The sequence below is a fragment of the Bacteroides caecigallinarum genome, assembly GCF_016902295.1.
In the GTDB taxonomy this organism is placed as follows: Bacteria; Bacteroidota; Bacteroidia; order Bacteroidales; family Bacteroidaceae; genus Phocaeicola; species Phocaeicola caecigallinarum_A.
On the sequence record NZ_JACJLQ010000039.1, the window covers coordinates 1 to 20,684 of the forward strand.

The window sequence follows — 20,684 nt, forward strand, 5'->3', positions numbered from 1 at the left end:
GTTCATAGCTTTTAGTATGAGTTCTTTGAAGGTGGTACTTAAAGATACTCATTTTCTGTGACATACAGAACTAAAAGCTATATTTTTTTACTTGCGAAACTTAAATACTATATATTTTTCATTGCCCACTGTAGTCAGCAGAGCTGTCGACTATAGTGGGCAATGCTGCTGACTATAGTCGGCACCAAAAAATGTCTTGTAAATTCCTATTTTACGTTTATTATTATTCGTCTGTAACCTTTCAGGTTATGTTCACCATTGTCTGTCACCTCGCAGATGATATGTATTGTCTTGCCTTTCGCGGCAGCAGGAATAATAACTTCTGACGAAATTGTATCAGCGTTCTTTATCTCAATATTCTCTTTGTAGTTCCCGGCTTCAGGCATATACCACCATTTGTACGTCAGTTGGTTACCATCCGGATCGAATGTTCCCGATGCGTCAAGCTTTACGGATTTTCCTGCTTTTGTTTTGATAGTTATCGCTTCAAGGCCATTCTTGTCATTAACTGTTACTATAGGATTTTTGTTACCTTTTCCGTCTTTTGCCCAGTCCATTCTGGCTGCGAAGTTATTGAAAGTGGCTTCGTAGAAGTATCTTTCATATTTGTTTGAGATATCCTTGATTTCTTTTGATGAGTTAGTGTAGCAGTAAGTTTCGTTGTCTAAAGTCTTGTCCCAAACGAAATATCCTCCCCATCCCGTTTGATTAGGAACTGTAGGGTCGTTTAGCCCGTTTGGCAGAACATACAGGAATGATGGAGTGTCACCTTCCACTCCATATTTGTTTTTCGGATAAATCTTGCCTAAGTTGCCATGTCCCTGAATATGTTTGGCGTATTCACCCCAGTTGCCTGCGCCTAATTCACACTGTGATAGCCATGCGCTTTCATCCCAAATGAAATTAATTTTGTCGCCGAATTCTTTCCTTAGCCAATAGTGAGAGCTCAGTGTATATTTGCCTCTGTCGCTCCATGCCACATCCTGGTCTGTTATGGCGTATATATAGACCTTTTTCAGAAACTTTTCCAGTTCAGCCTCGCTTCTTTCATTTTTTATTTTCCATACAGCCTGCGCTATAGTGTTTCCGCCACCCCATAGTCCGATGAAAATAGGACGGTCATCTTTTTCATCAGCAAGTTTTATAATGAAATCACTGCCTGCTGAATTATTGTTTTTACCTAAAGATTTATATCCGAAATCCAGACTTCCCATCATGATTCGGCTTCTCAGGTACTCCGGACTTGGCCAGTAGCCTATGCATTGTTTATCCGATTCTTTTTCTATACTCATGAACTCTTTCTGTTGTGAGCGTTTCATCAGGTTAGGAACATCTTTTTCGTATGCGTTGATTACTGTTTTCAGGCTGTCCGTCCATCCTTGTGGATACTTTCCGCCACTGCTGTTCCATCCGCTTGTAGTAATGATGGCTTCAATCTCGAAAAGGTCAGCATGCGAAAGAAGTCTTATAGCCGATTCCATATCGTCAGGCTCTATATTCACAGGAGCTATGTCGGTCAGTACGACAAGTCTTGGTTTCAGACATTTGAACTCTTTTCTTGCCATTACAGAAGAAGGCTTGCAAATTAATGCTATTACCATCAGAAATGATAAAAGAAGTTTCAGTTTGCTCATAATATTTGTGCTTTTCAAATTATAATTGCAAATTTATGCCTGATAATATATATATTCAATCTGATTTTAGTTGTAAACATAGTGAATACCGAGATTTTCAAGAAGTTTAACAATACCGGAAGAGAAATAAATGAGTACGGCCTGACATGCGAGAAATGGTTACCTGATTTGATGCCTCATCAGGACAGGCATAATGAAATAGAGATAAACTTCTTTCCATCTGGCGAGATGACATATCTTATTCATGACAAAAAGATTGTTGTACCGTCTCGTAGGCTGATAGTCTTTTGGGGGTTGATACCTCATCAGATTGTGGGTTATGATGAGTGTAACCCTTATTATGTATGTACGGTTCCTTTCTCAATGTTTCTGAGTTGGAATCTTCCTGCGTCATTTGTTGATATGATTCTCAAAGGTAATGTGATGGTAGAGTGTGATACAGGATTTACTGTATATGATGAATTTATGTTTTCCCACTGGGTAAAGGATATTTATCAGCCGTCTATGGAAAGTATCATAAGAATGGAGCTTCAGGCACGTTTGATGAGAATGGCGAATTATTTGGCTGATACCGGCAGTAACATACAGATGAAGAATTATGAAACAAATGTGGTAGAACAGATAGCTGTATATATAGTTCGTAATTATCGTAATCCGCTTAAGGTGGCAGATATCAGTAAATCTGTCGGCCTTCACCCTGATTATGCCAATACCATATTCCGAAAGGTATTCGGATGTACCATATATGAGTATCTCACAGCAGAAAGGATAGCCGGTGCGCAAAGACTGCTTCTTACTACAGATAAGGGAGTTACAGAAATATCGTCTTCCTGTGGGTTCAATTCTGTAAGCAGTTTCAATGCAGCTTTTCTGAAAATAACGGGATGTACTCCGCGCGAGTTCAGAAAAAGGAATATGTGAAAATGTTTTTATTATTTCAGCTTCTTTTCAGTTTTTCTCTTTTACTTTAGAGGAGTTCTATAAATTAAAATATTGTAGTACAGTTGTTTATATGGTTCCAAGAGCGTAAATTTGCAGAAAATAAGAATTTTATAATGAACAAGTTATCCCGATACCGTAAGCTTCGTTATAATCAACTATTTGAGTCAGAGAATCGTGAATTGCGTTTGAATGAAATGGGCAATCCTCTTGAAGTGTTGTCTCAGTATGTTGATTTTGAGATCTTTCGTCCTACTCTTGAATCAGCCCTTTTTACCGGAGAGCGCAAAAGTAATGCCGGTCGTCCGCCGATAGACTGTGTGCTGATGTTCAAGGTCTTGTTTCTTCAGCGTTATTATGGTTTGAGTGACCATCAGATAGAGTATCAGATAGTTGACCGTACGAGTTTCCGCAAGTTTCTTGGTATTGAATGTGTTGACGATGTTCCTGACGAGAAGACGGTGTGGAAGTATCGCGAACTCCTGACAAATACAGGCGTTTATGACAAGCTTTTTTCGGAATTTCATAGTTTCATGGAAAGTAAGGGTCTGCAATTCAATGAGGGTCGCATCATTGATGCCAGTTTTGTTATTGCCCCTCGCCAACGTAACACCCGTGATGAAAATGAGCAGATAAAACAGGGAGCGGGTGATAAGTTGTGGAATGACAATCCCCACAAGAAGTGCCACAAGGATGTAGATGCCCGCTGGACAAAGAAGCGTGATGAGACTTTTTACGGCTACAAGCAGCATACTAAAGTTGAGAAACGCAATAAGATCATACTTTCTTATGATACCACGTCGGCAGAAGTGCATGATTCCAAAGGCTTTGAAGGACTGCTGGATGAAAAAGACGAAGGCAAGGACTTGTATTTGGACGCCGGTTATGTCGGACAAGAGGAGATTGTAAAACAGCATAAGATGAATCCGATAATTTGCGAAAAGGGCTACCGTAACCGTCCGCTTACCAAGGAGCAGAAATCAGACAATAGGAAAAAATCCAAGACACGTTGCCTTGTCGAGCATGTATTCGGGTTTGAGGAACAAACCATGCGTGGACTTGTTGTGCGTACAGTAGGGCTTATTCGTGCTAAAGCCAATGTAGCACTCACCAGTCTTGTGTATAACATCAGTCGTTACACGCAAATAATCAGGCTGAAACCTGAGTTGTTGGGGTGAATTATGCCTGCACATCCAATTTTTACAACAAACACAAGTTAATTATTGTAAAAATTGGGGGGGGTAGAAAATATTCGCTAAATTTGAAAGACTAAAGCTCACAAATTGGGCAGTTAAAGAGTTCTGCTGTCTGATACAAGAGGATAAATTGAATTGATAGAACTCACCTTTATTGAAAAAGAATTGAATATATTTATGAAAAGATTATCATTTAGTTTATTATTCTTATTCTCAGTACTGGTTGTCTCGGCACAGTTGAGATGGGATGTTAAGGCTGGTATGTCTGTAGCCAATATGAGTCATGCAGACAAAGATGCCAAGTTTGGTTATACAGTAGGATTAGGTGCAGATTACGCTTTCAGCGAGATGCTTTCTTTGCAGACAGGAGTGAACTTCACAAGTAAAGGAATGCGTGAGGTTGATGTTGAAGATGATAGAGGCTATTACGAGAAATCGACGTTTAAGGTTTTCTCTCATTACGCGGAACTACCGATACTTGCCGCTGTGAAATTCAGGGTTATAGATGACTTTAAGGTGGTTTTAAATGCCGGTCCTTATTTTGCTGTCGGTATAGGCGGAAAGGAGGAATATAGTAATACTGCGTTTACAAATGATGACTATAGTCTGGATTTGTTTGGTGATAACAGAAAAATGAACCGTTTCGATGTAGGTTTACAGTATGGTGTAGGTTTTGAGATTGACAATCATTTTCTTGTGAATCTGACAGGACAGGCAGGTTTCATAACTCCATATAAGCATCCGTACAACATGTTGTATGGTGACGACGGTAAATCACCGAAGAACCTTTGCTTTATGCTTTCTGTGGGATATCGTTTCTGATATTGCAGGCATGACAGATGTTTTCTGACTGATGAAAATACTTGTCATGCCTTTGTTTTTGCATGTAAATATGGAAGTAATGATTATTTTGAGTAATTTTGCGGTCATAACTCAATGAAAGATAAATGAATTATTCAATTAAAGATTTCGAGATAATGGCGCCTGTAGGCTCGCGCGAGTCATTGGCGGCAGCTATTAATGCCGGAGCGGATTCCATCTATTTCGGTATAGAGAGTCTTAACATGCGTGCCCGTTCGGCAAGCACGTTCACTATTGACGATTTACGTGAGATTGCAGCCTTGTGCGACGAGCATGGAGTGAAAAGCTACCTTACCATAAATACGATAATTTATGATGAGGACATAGAGCTGATGCGCAAGATTGTGGATGCGGCAAAGGAAGCCGGCATCAGCGCGGTCATAGCAGCCGATGTGTCTGTCATGGCATACTGTAATCAGGTAGGCCAGGAAGTCCATCTTTCCACTCAGCTCAATATCAGTAATGCCGAGGCTCTGAAGTTCTATTCACGTTTTGCCGATGTCGTTGTGCTGGCACGCGAGCTTAACCTGAAGCAGGTACGCAAGATATACGATGCTATCCAGGAAGAGAATATAACAGGCCCGATGGGTGAGAAAGTGAGGATAGAGATGTTTTGCCACGGAGCCTTGTGTATGGCAGTATCAGGCAAATGTTATTTGAGCCTTAACGAACTTAATGCTTCTGCCAATCGTGGGGCGTGCATGCAGGTGTGTCGCCGTTCTTATATAGTAAAGGACAAGGAAAGCGATATAGAACTGGAAGTTGACAACCAGTATATCATGTCGCCTAAAGACCTTAAGACCATACATTTCATGGACGAGATGATAGAAGCCGGAGTACGTGTGTTCAAGATTGAAGGACGTGCACGCGGCCCTGAGTATGTACGTACTGTGGTGGAATGCTATAAGGAAGCTATTCAGTCATATCTTGACGGTACATTCACCGAAGAAAAGAAAACCGACTGGGATACACGCCTTAAGACAGTGTTCAACCGTGGCTTCTGGAACGGATACTACTTGGGGCAACGTCTTGGCGAGTGGAGCAAGAACTATGGTTCTGAAGCAACAGAAAGAAAAGTATATGCCGGACGCGGTATAAAATATTTCTCAAATATCGGTGTGGCCGAGTTCCTCATCGAGGCTACAGAAATTAAGGTAGGCGATAAACTCCTTATCACCGGTCCTACTACCGGAGCAATGTATGTTGATCTTGAAGAGGCGCGTGTTGCTCTCAAACCTGTAGATGTAGTTAAGAAAGGTGTACACGTATCATTCAAGGTGCCTGACAGAATCCGCCCGAGCGACAAGCTTTATCGTATAGTTCCTGCAGAGGAATTGAAGAAGAAATAAAAAGACGTTTATACGTTTTCCACATATAATTAACACCCATGTTGATAACTATATTGATGTAGTAATTGACATGGGTGTTAATTTGTTGATATACATAGATATATATTGTATTAACTGGCTGTTGAACACATTTGTAATATGTTTAAAACATTGATGTTATATTATTGAATAATAGTTTCTCTTATATTTATCTTGTATATTGTTAGAATTTATAAATTTATTCAACTTTTGAATCTGTTATTTTTAAGAAAGTATTGACTATGTAATTAGTATTGCAAATATATTTCACAGTAATTAAAAAAATAATACTAATTATATGGTGTGTGTAATGGCTGATCTTTATTTGTAATACAATATTTACTTTTGTATGGAATTATTGTATTAACAGATATGAGTAAAAATTATTTCTTATTAAAGACCTTGTTTCTTAATTCAAAGTCTCTGCTTTCATGTGTTAAAGTTGTACTGTTGTTCTTTGTCCTCTTTATTAATTCTGGTTGTGGTAAATCTTTTACACAAATAGATGATAATTTTGATATTAGTCTTGAATTACCTTCTTTGATAGAGGTAAGTTTGGGTGATCAATATACCTTTTCTGATGTTAATGCAAGTTCTTTGATTGATACAGATAATGTTCTGTTAGAGTCAGAAAATGGTATTTTGTATGTTTGTCCGGTAGTGTCAATATCATCTGATAGTTTTACTATAAGTTTAAGTGAGAATATAGAAGCGGGTTATTATATTATTTATATAAAGCGTGATAATAGGAAAAAACAGATAGGTAAGACTTATATAAGTATTGTTGATGGTTTGGATTTCGAACCAGATTCAGAAACAACGGTATACGGAATAGTATCATCAGAAAAAGGACCTGTTGAGGGGGTGGTTGTTTCTGATGGATTTGAAGTTGCTTGTACAAATAGCGAAGGAATATATCAATTGAAGTCAAAGAAAAAACTTGGATATGTCTTCATGTCTATACCTGCTAACTATGAGGCTTTATCTGATGGCATATTGCCACAGTTTTATAAAAAACTTAAAGGTTCTTCCGATATTACGGAAAGAATAGATTTCTCATTGAAAACAGTGGAAAATCAGAATTCATATAAAGTGTTCATGTTTGGCGATATGCACCTTGCGAATAGAACAAATGACGTAAAGCAATTTATGGATTTTATCGAAGATGTAAACCTTTACAGAGAACAGAATAAAGGTGAAAAGATGTATGCCATAACACTTGGTGATATGACTTGGGATTTATATTGGTATTCCAATAACTATGAATTTGGCGAGTATCTGTTCACAATGAATACCTATTTCAAGGATTTACAGGTTTTTCATACTATAGGTAATCATGACTATGATTATAAGGCAACTTCGGATATTGAGGCTGCGGGGAAATTTGTAGACTACGTTGCTCCTACTTATTATTCATTCAATATTGGTAAAATCCATTATATTGTTCTTGACGATATTGATTGCAGTAATTATGATGGGACTACTTCACGTAATTATGAAAAAAAGATTTCATCTGAACAGCTCGACTGGTTGGTTAAGGATTTATCATATATTGATAAGTCTGTGCCATTGGTGGTTATAATGCATGCTCAGGTATTTTATCCATCCGAGTCCAATGGTTTCAAGATAGACCATGATGTAACAAATACTACCCAATTATTTAATATCCTTGATGGCTATAAGGTTAATTTCGTAACTGGACATACACATTATAACTATAATGTAACTCCGGAAAATACAATTACAGGTGGGCGCGATATTCATGAACACAATGTAGGCGCTGTGTGTGGATCTTGGTGGTGGTCAGGATATTTGACAGAAGGTATACATTTGTCACCGGATGGAACGCCTGGAGGATATTCCATTTGGAATGTATCAGATAAGGATATAGAATGGATATATAAACCGACAGGCCATGATGTGTCATATCAGTTCCGTAGTTATGATTTAAATAATGTTAGTTTTTCATTAAGTGACGTGCCAGACATGCCATCAAATGTCTCTTCATCAGTAAAAAATAAGTTTATGCAATATGTAAATGCTTATCCGGTAAATAATGATAATAATGTATTGATAAACATATGGAACTGGAATTCACGTTGGAAGATTATAGTGACTGATGAGTATGGTAAAAAGTTGCCTGTCGAGGAGGTGTGGGCTTTTGATCCTTTACATATAGCAGCAATGACAGTCAAAAGATTTAATTCCTCTACATTGTCGTCTGTCCCTAATTTTATAACAACTCAATTCCCACATTTCTTTAAGGTAAATGTAGAAAATGCAGAAATGGACATTCGTATAGAAGTACAGGATGAATTTGGTAATACCTGGACTGAAAACATGCAACGTCCTAAAGACTTTTCAATCGACAATTATAGACTAGCAAAATAAAAAAAGAGAATTATTATTTAAAAATCAAATTATGAAAGTTTTCAAAGCGTATTTTTTACTCATGTTTGTGCTTCTTATGAGTAACATTACAGTTGCATTAGGGCAGAACAGAGTTTTATCCGGAAAGGTAATGGATAATCTTAAAGAACCTCTTATTGGAGTTTCTATTCAGGTTGCCGGTACAACAATGGGGACAATAACCTCTGATGATGGAACGTTTCAGGTTAATGTTCCTGTAGAAAAGGTAACTACACTTCACATGTCCTATGTGGGATATCTCACCCAGAAAATTGAGGTAAAGCCTGGAGAAAATAATATAGTAGTGTATATGCAGGAAGATGCAATTATGCTTGAAGAAGCGGTAGTTGTTGGATACGGTACACAAAAGAAAGTTAACCTTACAGGTGCTATAACTACAGTAGGTAGTGAGAAACTTGAGAACAGAGTTTCCCATTCATTGACAAACATGTTGCAAGGTTCAGTACCGGGACTTAATGTTACTACTTCATCCGGGGTTCCTGGAAGTTCTGCAGCCATAAATGTCCGAGGCGTAACTTCAATTAACAGCTCTGATCCATTGGTATTGATAGATGGAGCGGTAGGTGATATGAGTAGAGTAAATCCCAACGACGTAGAATCAATTTCTGTAATAAAGGATGCTTCTGCAGCAGCTGTTTATGGTGCTCGTGCTGCTTTTGGTGTTATATTGATAACAACCAAATCAGGTGCAGAACAGGATGGCAAAGCTACAGTAAGATATAGTGGCCGTTTAGGATGGGAGGCACCTACTACTTCTACAGATTATGAGGATACAGGTTACTGGTCTGTATATACAATAAATAAATTCTGGAAAGCTGAAAATGGTGGATTGTATGTTGACTATACTGATTATGACATGCAGCAGCTGTTGGCCCGTGTCAATGACAAGACAGAGAATCCTGATCGTCCATGGACTGTCATTGATGAACGTAACGGACGTAAGCAATGGGTATATTATGGAAACTATGACTGGTGGCATATGTTGTATAACGATAATCGTCCTGTTCAGCAGCATAATGTATCTATAAGCGGTGGAAATAAGGATGTAAAGTATATGGTGTCTGGTGCATATAATTATCAGAAAGGTATGCTTAAGGAAAATCCTGATATTTACAATAAGTATAATTTGCGCTCTAAAATTGATATGAGAATCAATAAATGGGCAAATTTCACTAATAATACATCTTTCTATGGATCGCAGTATTCATTCCAGGGTGATGGAAGTGTTGAAAACACCATTGCTTATGGTGCCCGCCATGCTTTGGCTTGTTTCCCTATGAAAAATCCTGATGGCTCATGGTTATATAGCACACCATATCTTAATTATAAAGTTGGAAATGGTCGTCATATTATGCTTGGAGAAGGATCTCATAGAAATGTAGACCGTACAAATGATTTTTCAAATACTTCACGATTGGTTATCACTCCTATAAAACCTTTAAGTTTTACTGCAGATTTTACTTATCGTTTGTATCAGACTAGAAATACGAGCCGTTCTAATGTATTGTATTATCGTGAATATCCTGATGCAGAACTCGGTTCGTATGCAACAGGAGCCGGTGCAAATCGTTTGGATGAATCTGTGAATACACGTAACTATTATTCAGCAAATGTTTTTGCAAATTATGATGATACATTTAATGAAGTTCATCATCTTTCAGGAGTAATAGGTTTTAATTATGAGACTATGAGATTGAAGAATATCTCAGCTTATGGAGAGAATCTTTCTTCCACATCACTTGATGACTTTAACTTGGTTGGACAGAATTCTGAAGGACAGGTTATAACAGGAGTAGACGGCTCTCAGAATGCATATGCCTTGGCTGGTTTCTTCGGTCGTATCAACTATGATTATGCCGGAAGATATTTGTTTGAAGTTAGCGGACGTTATGATGGTACGTCAAGATTTGCGCAAGGTAGCAGATGGGGATTCTTCCCTTCCGGTTCTTTAGGATGGCGTATTTCGGAAGAGCCATTTTTCAAACCTTTGTCTGAAAGTGTAGATAACTTGAAACTGAGAGCCTCTTTTGGTAGTCTTGGAAATCAGAATGTCTCTTCATATTATACATACATGCGATTGGTGTCTATAAGTGATTTTGCGGCTTATTCATTTGGCGAAGGTAGTTCTATGGCAAAATATTCAACATTGAGTGCTCCCGTTTCTTCAGATTTGACATGGGAAACATCGCAGCAATGGGATTTAGGTCTTGATCTGTCAATGTTCGGTAATAGACTTAATGTAACATTTGATGGTTATGTGAGAAATACACTGAATATGTTGACAGATGGTATAGAATTGCCTGCTGTGTATGGAGCAAGTGTTCCTGATATGAATACGGCAGATTTGCAGACTAGAGGATATGAACTTGCAGTCAACTGGAGAGACCAATTCTCTATAATAGACAGTCCGTTTGAGTATAGTGTAGGTTTTAATATCAGTAATTATAAGAGCTATATTACTAAATATGACAACAAAGACAAAACGTTTGCAAAAACATATTATGAAGGAATGCGTTTAGGTGAAATCTGGGGATTCGTTACCGATGGTTTATTTGCTACAACAGAGGAAGCTCAGGCTTATGCACAAGAGGTGGATTTGAGTTATATCAATAATCGTGTAACCGGTGGATGGCAGGCAGGAGACTTGAAGTTCCTTGACCTGGATGGAGATAATGTTCTTGGGATTGGTGCAAACTCTGTGGATGATCCGGGAGACCGTAAAATATTGGGAAATTCTCTGCCAAGTTTGTCATATGGTTTTAATGCAAGTGTAAGTTGGTATGGTTTTGACGCTTCTGTGTTTTTCCAGGGAACAGGAAATCACTATTGGTATCCTACAGGTCAGGCAATGCAGTTCTGGGGACCATATTCTTATCCTTATCTGACTTTCCTTCAGGAAGATTTCCTCGATGAAGTATGGGCTGAAGATAATCCGGATGCTTATTTCACTCGTCCTATGGCATATTCGGCTACATCAGGTCCTTTGAGTAAGGTTAATGACAGATATCTTCAGAATATCAGATATATGCGTTTGAAGAATCTTACAGTAGGTTATACTGTTCCTGTGAGATTGAGCAAGAAAATAGGAATAGAACAGGCTCGTATATATTTTTCAGGTGAGAACTTATGTTATTGGTCTCCATTGAAGAAGCATACTAAATATATCGACCCGGAAGCAGCTCTTGACAGAAGTGATGCTTATAACAATGCTTATTACCCTTGGTCAAAGACATTCATGTTTGGTCTTGACATAACATTCTAAGAAGTATAAAAAATAAAACTAATGAAAATGAAACGAAATATCATAGCAATAATAGCTTTATCACTTGGATTAACTTCGTGTGATGATTTATTAAATCTCAGTCCTATGAGTGATATTACTCAAACGGATTACTTTAAAACTGAGACAGACTTACAGCTTTTCAGTAACTCTTTCTATAATAATCTGTTGGATAAATCGCCTTATGATGACCAAAGCGATTTGTATATACAGCAGACTCTTTCAGACGAGATGCTTGGCGGTACAAAGAGAGTTGTTCCTGCTTCTGGAGGTGGATGGACATGGACTGATTTGCGTAAAATGAACACATTATTGGCTTATGTAGATCAATGTGAAGACGAAGATGCTGTTATAAAATATACAGCTCTTACACGTTTCTTCAGAGCTTATTTCTATTTTGAAAAAGTTAAGAGATTTGGAGATGTACCTTGGTATGATGTGGAGTTAGGTTCTGATGATGAAGCTCTTTATAAGCCTCGTGATTCAAGAGAATATGTAATGACAAAAATGATAGAGGATATAGATTATGCAATAAATAACTTACCTGATATGAATGAAGAAAAGAGTAGTCCTTTTCGTGTAAACAAATGGGCTGCACTTGCTTTGAAGGCTCAGTTCTGTCTTTATGAGGGTACATATAGAAAATATCATCAGTTGAATATTGAGGGTAACACATATACTTATTATCTTGATTTAGCAGCAAAAGCTGCCAAAGATATCATAGATAATGGCCCTTATAAACTATATTCTACAGGTAATCCTAATACTGATTATATGATGCTTTTTGCAAGCGAAGATGCAAATACAGATGAATATATCCTTGCAATAAAATTTGATTATGGATTGCAGATTTATCATAATGCAACAGCACATACTCTTGTGCCTACTCAGGGAAGACCTGGATTGACAAAGAAGATGGTAAATACTTATCTTATGAAAGATGGTACTGCATTTACAGATAAGCCAGGATGGCAGGAGATGACTTTTAAAGAAGAAATGAAAGACCGTGATCCTCGTTTGTCTCAGAGCATACGTACTCCAGGGTATACCAGAATAGGTGAGACTACAGTTTTGGCTCCTGACTTCTCTGTCAGTGTAACTGGTTACCAGCCAATTAAGTTCGTTCAGGAACCGACAGCATCAGGAGGTAACGTAGATAGAAATGACAGGTCTACTTGTGACCTTCCTGTATATAGATATGCAGAAGTCCTTTTGAATTATGCAGAAGCAAAAGCAGAACTTGGTACTCTTACTCAGGATGATATTGATATATCTATTAATGAAATCAGAAAACGTGTTGGTATGCCTGATTTGTCAATGGATAATGCAAATGCTAACCCTGATAGATATCTTTCTTCTGAGGAAACCGGTTATTCAAATGTGACAGGAGATAATAAAGGTGTTATACTTGAGATAAGAAGAGAACGTGCGATAGAACTTTCACAAGAGGGATTCAGATTTGATGACCTTGTAAGATGGAAAGCCGGTAGTTGTATAGATCAGGAATTGTATGGAATGTATTTCCCAGGGCCTGGTAATTATGATTTGACAGGTGATGATGTTGCAGACGTTATTCTGTATGCTAATGGAACTTCTAAACCTGAAGCTCAGGCTGGTGTTCAGGTATATGAAATAGGAAAAGATATCATGCTTACTGATGATAATGAGGGATATGTCTTTTATCATAAAAATATAAGTAGGACTCAGTTCTCTCAGGAAAGAGATTATTTATATCCTATACCAATAAATGAAAGGTCATTGAATCCTAATCTTACTCAGAACCCTGGCTGGAATGATGGACTTTCTTTCTAAAAGTAATAAATATATAATAATAGACTATTATGAAACTAATAAATAAATTATTTACATTGGCTTTGTGTCTTATGATTACTTTACTTTGTAGCTGTAGCAAAGAAGAAGATAATGTGGCACGTGCAGTTCTATCAAGTACAAGTTCTTTGAATTTTCCAGCTCAGAAACCTACAGAAAAAATGATAACAGTATATTCTGATGCTGAATGGTTCATGGAAGAGCTTCCTGAATGGATTACAGTAACTCCTACTACAGGTTCAGGTACTACGGAAGTTACTATATCTGTATCTGAAAATATGAGAGATGGTTCGATTGATAATCCTAGAAATGCAACAGTTGTTTTCAGGGGAAGAACACTAGCAAGTAGGGCTGAGGTAAAAGTTACTCAAGAGGGAGATATATATCGTGACTGTAAGGAGTATTCTGTATCTGATGCAGTGTCTTTGGAAGATGGTACGGTCGTTATAGTTCCAAATGCGTATGTTTCTGCTGTAACTTCTTCAGGTGGTATGATTACAGATACTGATGCAGCCAATAACATTTATATTGAGACATCTGAGAATATCAAGGTTGGTGATGAAGTTTATATTATGGGAACAAAAGAATCTGATACATATAAACTGTCTAGTATAATATGCGATAATGTTACGGTGTTATCAGAAAATAATGAGATAAACTATGCACAAGCAGTTGATATTACTGATAAAATAGATTCTTTCACTTCAGATAAGAGAGAATATATTACTCTTAGGGGAGTCTTGTTGAACAATGTAATAACAATAGATGGTGCTGTTAATTCAGTATCTTTAATTGATGTTCCAGAAGAGAATGATTTAAGTTCATTGAATGGTCATTATGTAATAATAAAAGGTTATTATGCAGGAACGGCTGCTCCAACAGTAAGAATTGTTCTTGAATCGGTAGTTGACGATGGAGTATCAGAAGTTATATTCTTCTCTGAAGATTTCGAATGGTTAAAACCATGGGCAGAGAATAGTGGTGCAGGACAGACGGTAGAGAATGATGGTTCTGGTAGTGCACCGCAGATATATTCGGCAAAGAATCCTGAAGGACAATTGGCGTCTGAAGCTTTGTTGGCTCGTGGATATGGTCTGGAACAGATTCCGGGAAATGCAATTTATTTACAGGATTGTTATCTTAAATTCGGTAAGACAGATTATCAAGCTGGTTTAACTTTGCCTTCAATAGATAATATTCCGGAAAACTCAAAACTGAAATTATCTTTCGATTGGGCTCCTATGGTTGGAGGAACAAGAAAATTCGACCCTGTGAACATTATTGTTTCTATTACAAATGGAAGTGATGTAACAGAATTGGAACCTATTGGACATAGTTTTGTAGATACTGTCGACAAGCTTGAGTGGTTACATGCTGAAATTTTTATTGAAGGAATTGAAATAACAAAAGATACGCGAATAAGTATAAAGTCTGACGGTTGGGGTGATAATAAAGATACAACAGGAAGTTCTGTCTACAAACGTTGGTTTATTGACAATATCAAACTTGTTCAGGTAAGATGATTTTAAATTTAGATGATTAACAAATGAATCGCAATATATATTTTTTGAGTTTTATTCTTTTGGCAAACAGTATAAATGTTTGCGCAAAAGAGATAACAGGTAAAGTGTTTTGTGGAAAAAAGGGAATAAGTGAGGTTGTAGTTACAGATGGAGTGAACTTTACAACTACAGATTCTCTTGGGAACTACAAACTTGATACAGATACCTCTTTATCTGATTTCATTTATGTGGTGACTCCTTCAGGTTATGTAGCTTCTTATTCTACAGGAACGCCTTGTTTTTATAAGTCGGTTTCGGCCAAGAAACATGATTTTGAACTTTTCGAATTTAGTGTTCCACAAGGCAGATATACAATGTTTGCTGTTGGAGATACTCAGCCGGGCAATGATACTGCATATCTTAGAATGGAAAATGAGGCTATCCCCGATTTGAGAAACTATGGCAGGGAATTTATGGACAGAAGTATTCCTGTAGCTGCTATATTGCTTGGTGATATGGTATGGGACAATCAGGAAACTTATGGCAGGTTCAAGAATAACTTGAAAAGCTTAGGGTATCCAGTTTATCCTGTAATTGGAAATCACGATCATGAAGAGTATTTCAGTGACAACAAAAAGAGTGAACTTGTTTATAAAGAGTTTTTTGGTCCTAATTACTATGCCTTCAATATGGGCCGTGATTATTATATTGTACTTGACAATATAGACTATAAAGGTAATCGTAAGTATGATGAAAGAATAACAACCGACCAGCTTCAATGGGTTAGAAAGTATGTTGAATATATACCGAAAGGTTCACATGTGTTTGTTGCTATGCATGCTCCAGCCTATATATATTATTTTGACAGAACTTTGGAAGGTGCAGAAGAATTGATGGAGATACTTAAGGATTATGAAGTATCTATTCTTACCGGGCATACACATATTCACTCGAATATTTTGTTGCGTCCTAATGTAAGGGAGCATATGGTTGCTTCAATTGGTGGTGCATGGTGGCTTGGTGAATGTAAATATGCCTATGACGGTACACCAATGGGGTATCAAGTGTTTGAATCAACTCCTATTGGATTGCAGTGGCATTATAAAGTATTGGGTATGCCGAGAGATTATCAAATGAAAGTTTATCCAATTGGTACTTTCCCTGGTCATGTTGATGAACTTTGCGTAAAAGTATGGAACTGGGACGAAGGATGGAAAGTGGAATGGAGAGAGGATGGAAAATATAAAGGCGAAATGAAATCATTCTCTTCTATAGACCCTGATTATACAATGTATATTAGCAGAAACCATGCTAATGGAACGTTGAAAGCTAAAGGAACAGTTCCTCAGGCAAATGATTATTGTTTCTTTTCTGTTAAACCTTCAAAGGGAGCAAAAAAGGTTGAGATTGTTGTAACAGATAGATTTGGGAATAAATATGTTGACTCTATTAAAGTAGAGTGATTAAATAATAAATAGCCAAACTTAACTGTGTCAGTAGGAATGATAGTAGATCATTTTTGCTGACACAGTTTTTATCATGCGGTTGACACATTATTGGTTTATATAATATCTTTCGTATCTTTGCCCCACATTTTTAATCAATTTAATTATTAACCAATGAAAGAAAACATTCAGAAAAGCAGCCGGACTATGCGTTTCAGACGCTATTCCAATCGCTCGTATGCAGTGTTCTCCACATTGAAATCTCCGGTAAGTATCGGGGTGATGACAGTAGCTATGCTGGCATCTGCACCTGTTTCGGGTGTATCAGCCCAGACTGCCGAGAAAAACAATGCAGGCGAGAAAATGTATGAGCTGGAGGAAGTGGAGGTAACCGGCAGCCGTGTGCCGCTCACAGTGAGCCAGGCAGCACGAATCGTGACTGTACTCGACCGCGAGGCTATTGCCGCCGCCCCTGTACAGAGTATTAACGACTTGTTAAAGTATGCCGCCGGTGTTGATGTCCGACAGCGCGGTGACATGGGAGTACAAACGGACATAAGTATTCGTGGGGGAACGTTCGACCAAATTACTATCCTTCTGAACGGAATAAACATCTGCGACCCACAAACAGGCCATAACGCGGCCGATTTTCCTGTTGAATTAAGTGAAATAGAACGTATCGAGGTTCTGGAAGGACCTGCAGGACGTGTGTATGGCACATCATCGCTGGTGGGAGCCATCAATATTGTTACGCGTACTGCAAAGGACAGCGGGGCAGAGGTGTTTGCCGACGGCGGTTCTTACGGCTATTTCAAGGGTGGGGCTATAGTAAGCCATGTGAAGAACGGTTTGAGCAACCAGGTCTCGGGCAGCTACAGCCGCAGCGACGGATTCAGCCGTAGTAAGGCAGGAAATCTTAATGCCGATTTCAAGTATGCAAGGCTCTTCTATCAGGGACGATATGAGAACGACCAGGTGGATGTGAGCTGGCATGCGGGGTTCACAAACAAGGATTATGGCGCGAACACTTTCTACAGTACTCTTTCCGACGAGCAGTTTGAACACGTAAGAAAGTATTACACGGCTGTTCAAGCAGAGACAAAGGGCGATGTGTATCATTTCAAACCGTCTGTCTATTGGAACCGGTCGGACGACAGGTTTGAGTTTTATCGTGGAATGCCGGAAAAATCTCCGTTCAATTATCATCAGACAGATGTCTATGGTGTGAACCTTAACAACTACATCCAGACTATTCTCGGAAAGACAGCCTTTGGGGCGGAGTTCAGGAATGAGGGTGTAAGGAGTACTTCGCTTGGAGAACCGCTCAATTCTCCGGTAAAAGTTCCCGGTGCTGATGTGGACTTTACTCGTAGTCTTAATCGTACAAATCTGAGTTTTCATCTGGAACATAATATCGTGTTGAGGCGTTTCACTCTTTCTGCGGGGGTGATAGCCGTGAAGAACACCGGTAATGAAATGAAGTTCCGTTTCTATCCGGGTGTTGATGTTAGTTATCAGTTCGCTCGTCACTGGAAGGCTTATGCTTCGTACAACACTTCATTGCGTATGCCTACGTTTACAGAACTGTATTACTCTGTTGGCGGCCATAAAGCCGACAAGTATCTGAAACCTGAAGAAATGCAGGCGGTGGAAGTGGGAGTGAAGTATCTTCGTCCTGGAATACGTGGAACGTTGAGTCTGTACCGTTATCACGGAACGAATATGATAGACTGGATAAAGGATATATCTCAAGGTGATGATGCTCCGTGGCAGTCGGTAAACCATACTGTGATAAATACTATGGGGGCTGAGGCTTCAATCTTCTTTGACATACGCGAACTGATGCGGCGTGATGTATTCTTGCGTTCCGTCAATCTGTCGTACAGTTATATTGACCAGGATAAGGAGACTACGCCAAACCTCCAGTCGAAATATGCATTGGAATATCTCAGACATAAGTTCGTGGCGCAGGCTAACTTCCGGATATGGAGGTTGCTTGAGATGAATGTGTCATACCGTTGGCAGGACCGTATGGGTAATTACCAGAAAGGAAACGCTATGGTAGCATACGAGCCTTATTCGCTCGTTGACGCACGATTAGCATGGAACGCATCGCAGTATAAGATATATGTAGAGGGAAACAATCTGTTGAACAAAACTTACTATGATCATGGCAATATCCCGCAGCCCGGAATATGGGTGAGAGCCGGAGCAAGCTATAAGTTTAAGTTCTGACATTAAATAAAAAACGAAATGCGCAACTTCTGTATGAGGCTGCGCATTTTGTCTTTTAGTCAGGATGATTTATTTTTTCTTTTTCTTCTTGCCCATTCCGGCATCGTCGAATCCCGGATTTGAAGAATCATTGTCATGGATGAAGAATTGTTTCCAGTCGTCTTTGTGCTTTGGACCACGTGCTGATGTGTATCCGCGTTCCTCACGGCTTGGCTTTTCTTTCTTTGAGGCTTTCTTTTCTTTTGCAGGAGTTTCTTTCTTTTCTTTAGAAGCTTTTGAGTCACGTTTCTTACCGCTCTTGTCGCTCTTGCCGTTGTTCTCGCCGGCAATTTCAACGATAATACGTTTACCTTTCAGCGTTACTTTGTTAAGAGCCTTTATTACGATGTCGGCCTGTTGCTCTGCCACTTCGAAGAATGAGAAGTTCTGCATCAGGTCTATACGACCAATCTGTATTCGTTCTTTCTTAGTGTTTCGGTTTATAAGTTCAATAATCTGGTTAGCATAGAAACCGTCTGTCTTACCCATGTTGAGGAATAGGCGTGCGTAACCTTTTTCAGCTTTGCGTGCAGTCTTTTCCTTGTCGCTGCCGCGATCCTTGCGTGGCTTGTCAGCTTTTTCTTTCTCGCTTGCCTTAGGCTGTTCTATCTCAGGTGCGTTACGGTAATATTCAAGGAATCGGTTGAACTCCATTGATACCACACGCTTGATAAGGTCTTCCTTGCTCAACCATTCAAACTTACGGTATATGCTTGGAAGGAATGCTTCGATATCTTCCTCGTTTACCTTGACTTTCTCTATGTCGTCTATAACCTTGATGAGCTGCTGCTCGCAAATCTCTTTTCCGGCCGGGAGAGTTCCTATTGTGAACTTCTTGTTGATGATACGCTCTATCTCACGCATCTTTCCCTTCTCGCGCATATTGATTATGGCGATAGAGATACCTGTCTTTCCCGCACGGCCTGTACGCCCGCTTCGGTGGGTATAACTTTCCGTATCGTCAGGCAGGGCATAGTTGATAACGTGGGTAAGGTCGTTCACGTCAAGTCCGCGTGCTGCAACGTCTGTAGCGACAAGCAACTGCAGATGACGCTGGCGGAACTTCTGCATAACGAGGTCACGTTGTGCCTGGCTCAGCTCGCCGTGAAGGGAGTCGGCGTTATATCCGTCCTGTATCAGCTTGTCGGCTATTTCCTGGGTCTCGATTCGTGTGCGGCAGAAGATGATACCGTAAATCTGCGGATAGTAATCCACGATACGTTTCAGCGCGAGATATTTGTCCTTTGCGTGTACGATATATGCTATATGGTTAACGTTCTTGCTACCCTCGTTCTTTGTTCCTATGGTTATTTCCTTGGCATTATGCAGGTATGTCTTTGCTATGCGTGAGATTTCGGGACTCATTGTGGCAGAGAACATCAGAGTGTTGCGGTCCTCCGGCACTTTTTCCAGTATGGCATTGATACTTTCGGTGAATCCCATGTTGAGCATCTCGTCGGCTTCGTCCATCACTACGTCTCTGATAGTTTCAAGGCGGGCCACTTTGCGCTCCATAAGGTCGATGAGTCGTCCCGGAGTAGCCACTATGATATGTACACCTTTCTTCAGGCTTCTGATTTGGCTTTCTATGGATGAACCTCCATAGACAGGTAATATCTTAAGATCTGAAATATATTTTGAATAGTCAGTAAGGTCACCTGCTATCTGCAGGCACAGTTCTCGTGTAGGGCAGAGCACCAGTGCTTGCGGTACACATTCATCAAGATTAATTTTCTGTATCAGCGGCAGACCAAATGCGGCTGTTTTTCCGGTTCCGGTTTGTGCCAGAGCCACTACGTCATTTCCGTTTCCTAATAAATACGGTATAACTTCTTCCTGTACGGGCATAGGATACTCATATCCCATTTCTTCTATCGCCCTGCGTATTTCTTCGGAAACGCCTAATTCTTCGAATGTCTTCATTTG

General features: G+C 39.2%; 12 protein-coding genes. 10 read left to right on the forward strand and 2 right to left on the reverse strand.

Going from position 1 to position 20,684, the window contains the following annotated elements; genetic code table 11:
• Positions 1-206 precede the first annotated feature (206 nt).
• Positions 207-1,634 (reverse strand): DUF1593 domain-containing protein, encoded by a 1,428-nt coding sequence (locus H6A27_RS11795; RefSeq protein ID WP_204508814.1) that lies wholly within the window; start codon positions 1,632-1,634, stop codon positions 207-209.
• An 81-nt stretch (positions 1,635-1,715) separates the two neighbouring features.
• Between H6A27_RS11795 and H6A27_RS11800 the strand changes: the two genes are divergently transcribed.
• The 10 genes from H6A27_RS11800 (at position 1,716) to H6A27_RS11845 (ending at position 18,719) form a co-directional block, all read left to right on the forward strand.
• Positions 1,716-2,555, forward strand: coding sequence for a helix-turn-helix domain-containing protein (locus H6A27_RS11800; protein ID WP_338083604.1), 840 nt, complete (start codon positions 1,716-1,718; stop codon positions 2,553-2,555).
• Between the two features lie 134 nt (positions 2,556-2,689).
• Entirely contained in the window at positions 2,690-3,751 is a 1,062-nt protein-coding gene (locus H6A27_RS11805; RefSeq protein ID WP_005794453.1) for an IS5-like element IS1169 family transposase, read from the forward strand.
• 195 nt (positions 3,752-3,946) lie between these two features.
• Positions 3,947-4,591: a porin family protein gene (locus H6A27_RS11810; protein ID WP_204508815.1), complete on the forward strand. Its 645-nt coding sequence runs from the start codon at positions 3,947-3,949 to the stop codon at positions 4,589-4,591.
• A gap of 125 nt (positions 4,592-4,716) precedes the next feature.
• Positions 4,717-5,979: a peptidase U32 family protein gene (locus tag H6A27_RS11815; protein ID WP_204403873.1), complete on the forward strand. Its 1,263-nt coding sequence runs from the start codon at positions 4,717-4,719 to the stop codon at positions 5,977-5,979.
• Between the two features lie 390 nt (positions 5,980-6,369).
• A complete protein-coding gene (locus tag H6A27_RS11820; RefSeq protein ID WP_204403875.1) occupies positions 6,370-8,388 on the forward strand; it encodes a calcineurin-like phosphoesterase C-terminal domain-containing protein in 2,019 nt (672 codons plus the stop codon).
• Positions 8,389-8,419: 31 nt separating this feature from the next.
• The gene (locus tag H6A27_RS11825) at positions 8,420-11,689 is read left to right on the forward strand and encodes a SusC/RagA family TonB-linked outer membrane protein (RefSeq protein ID WP_204403877.1); all 3,270 of its coding nucleotides are present in this window, start codon (positions 8,420-8,422) and stop codon (positions 11,687-11,689) included.
• A gap of 27 nt (positions 11,690-11,716) precedes the next feature.
• A complete protein-coding gene (locus tag H6A27_RS11830) occupies positions 11,717-13,519 on the forward strand; it encodes a RagB/SusD family nutrient uptake outer membrane protein (RefSeq protein ID WP_420867859.1) in 1,803 nt (600 codons plus the stop codon).
• A 29-nt stretch (positions 13,520-13,548) separates the two neighbouring features.
• Positions 13,549-15,060 (forward strand): BACON domain-containing protein, encoded by a 1,512-nt coding sequence (locus H6A27_RS11835; protein ID WP_204403880.1) that lies wholly within the window; start codon positions 13,549-13,551, stop codon positions 15,058-15,060.
• A gap of 59 nt (positions 15,061-15,119) precedes the next feature.
• Positions 15,120-16,502 (forward strand): calcineurin-like phosphoesterase C-terminal domain-containing protein, encoded by a 1,383-nt coding sequence (locus H6A27_RS11840; RefSeq protein WP_235328541.1) that lies wholly within the window; start codon positions 15,120-15,122, stop codon positions 16,500-16,502.
• Between the two features lie 156 nt (positions 16,503-16,658).
• The gene (locus tag H6A27_RS11845; RefSeq protein ID WP_204508817.1) at positions 16,659-18,719 is read left to right on the forward strand and encodes a TonB-dependent receptor plug domain-containing protein; all 2,061 of its coding nucleotides are present in this window, start codon (positions 16,659-16,661) and stop codon (positions 18,717-18,719) included.
• A gap of 69 nt (positions 18,720-18,788) precedes the next feature.
• On the opposite strand, the gene H6A27_RS11850 is transcribed toward H6A27_RS11845, so the two are convergent.
• Entirely contained in the window at positions 18,789-20,681 is a 1,893-nt protein-coding gene (locus H6A27_RS11850; protein WP_204508818.1) for a DEAD/DEAH box helicase, read from the reverse strand.
• Positions 20,682-20,684: the final 3 nt, after the last annotated feature.

Coding starts and splice junctions, on each gene's coding strand:
- H6A27_RS11795 (WP_204508814.1), bottom strand. CDS start 1,634: ATGAGCAAACTGAAACTTCTTTTATCATTTCTGATGGTAATAGCATTA.
- H6A27_RS11805 (WP_005794453.1), top strand. CDS start 2,690: ATGAACAAGTTATCCCGATACCGTAAGCTTCGTTATAATCAACTATTT.
- H6A27_RS11810 (WP_204508815.1), top strand. CDS start 3,947: ATGAAAAGATTATCATTTAGTTTATTATTCTTATTCTCAGTACTGGTT.
- H6A27_RS11815 (WP_204403873.1), top strand. CDS start 4,717: ATGAATTATTCAATTAAAGATTTCGAGATAATGGCGCCTGTAGGCTCG.
- H6A27_RS11820 (WP_204403875.1), top strand. CDS start 6,370: ATGAGTAAAAATTATTTCTTATTAAAGACCTTGTTTCTTAATTCAAAG.
- H6A27_RS11825 (WP_204403877.1), top strand. CDS start 8,420: ATGAAAGTTTTCAAAGCGTATTTTTTACTCATGTTTGTGCTTCTTATG.
- H6A27_RS11830 (WP_420867859.1), top strand. CDS start 11,717: ATGAAACGAAATATCATAGCAATAATAGCTTTATCACTTGGATTAACT.
- H6A27_RS11835 (WP_204403880.1), top strand. CDS start 13,549: ATGAAACTAATAAATAAATTATTTACATTGGCTTTGTGTCTTATGATT.
- H6A27_RS11845 (WP_204508817.1), top strand. CDS start 16,659: ATGAAAGAAAACATTCAGAAAAGCAGCCGGACTATGCGTTTCAGACGC.
- H6A27_RS11850 (WP_204508818.1), bottom strand. CDS start 20,681: ATGAAGACATTCGAAGAATTAGGCGTTTCCGAAGAAATACGCAGGGCG.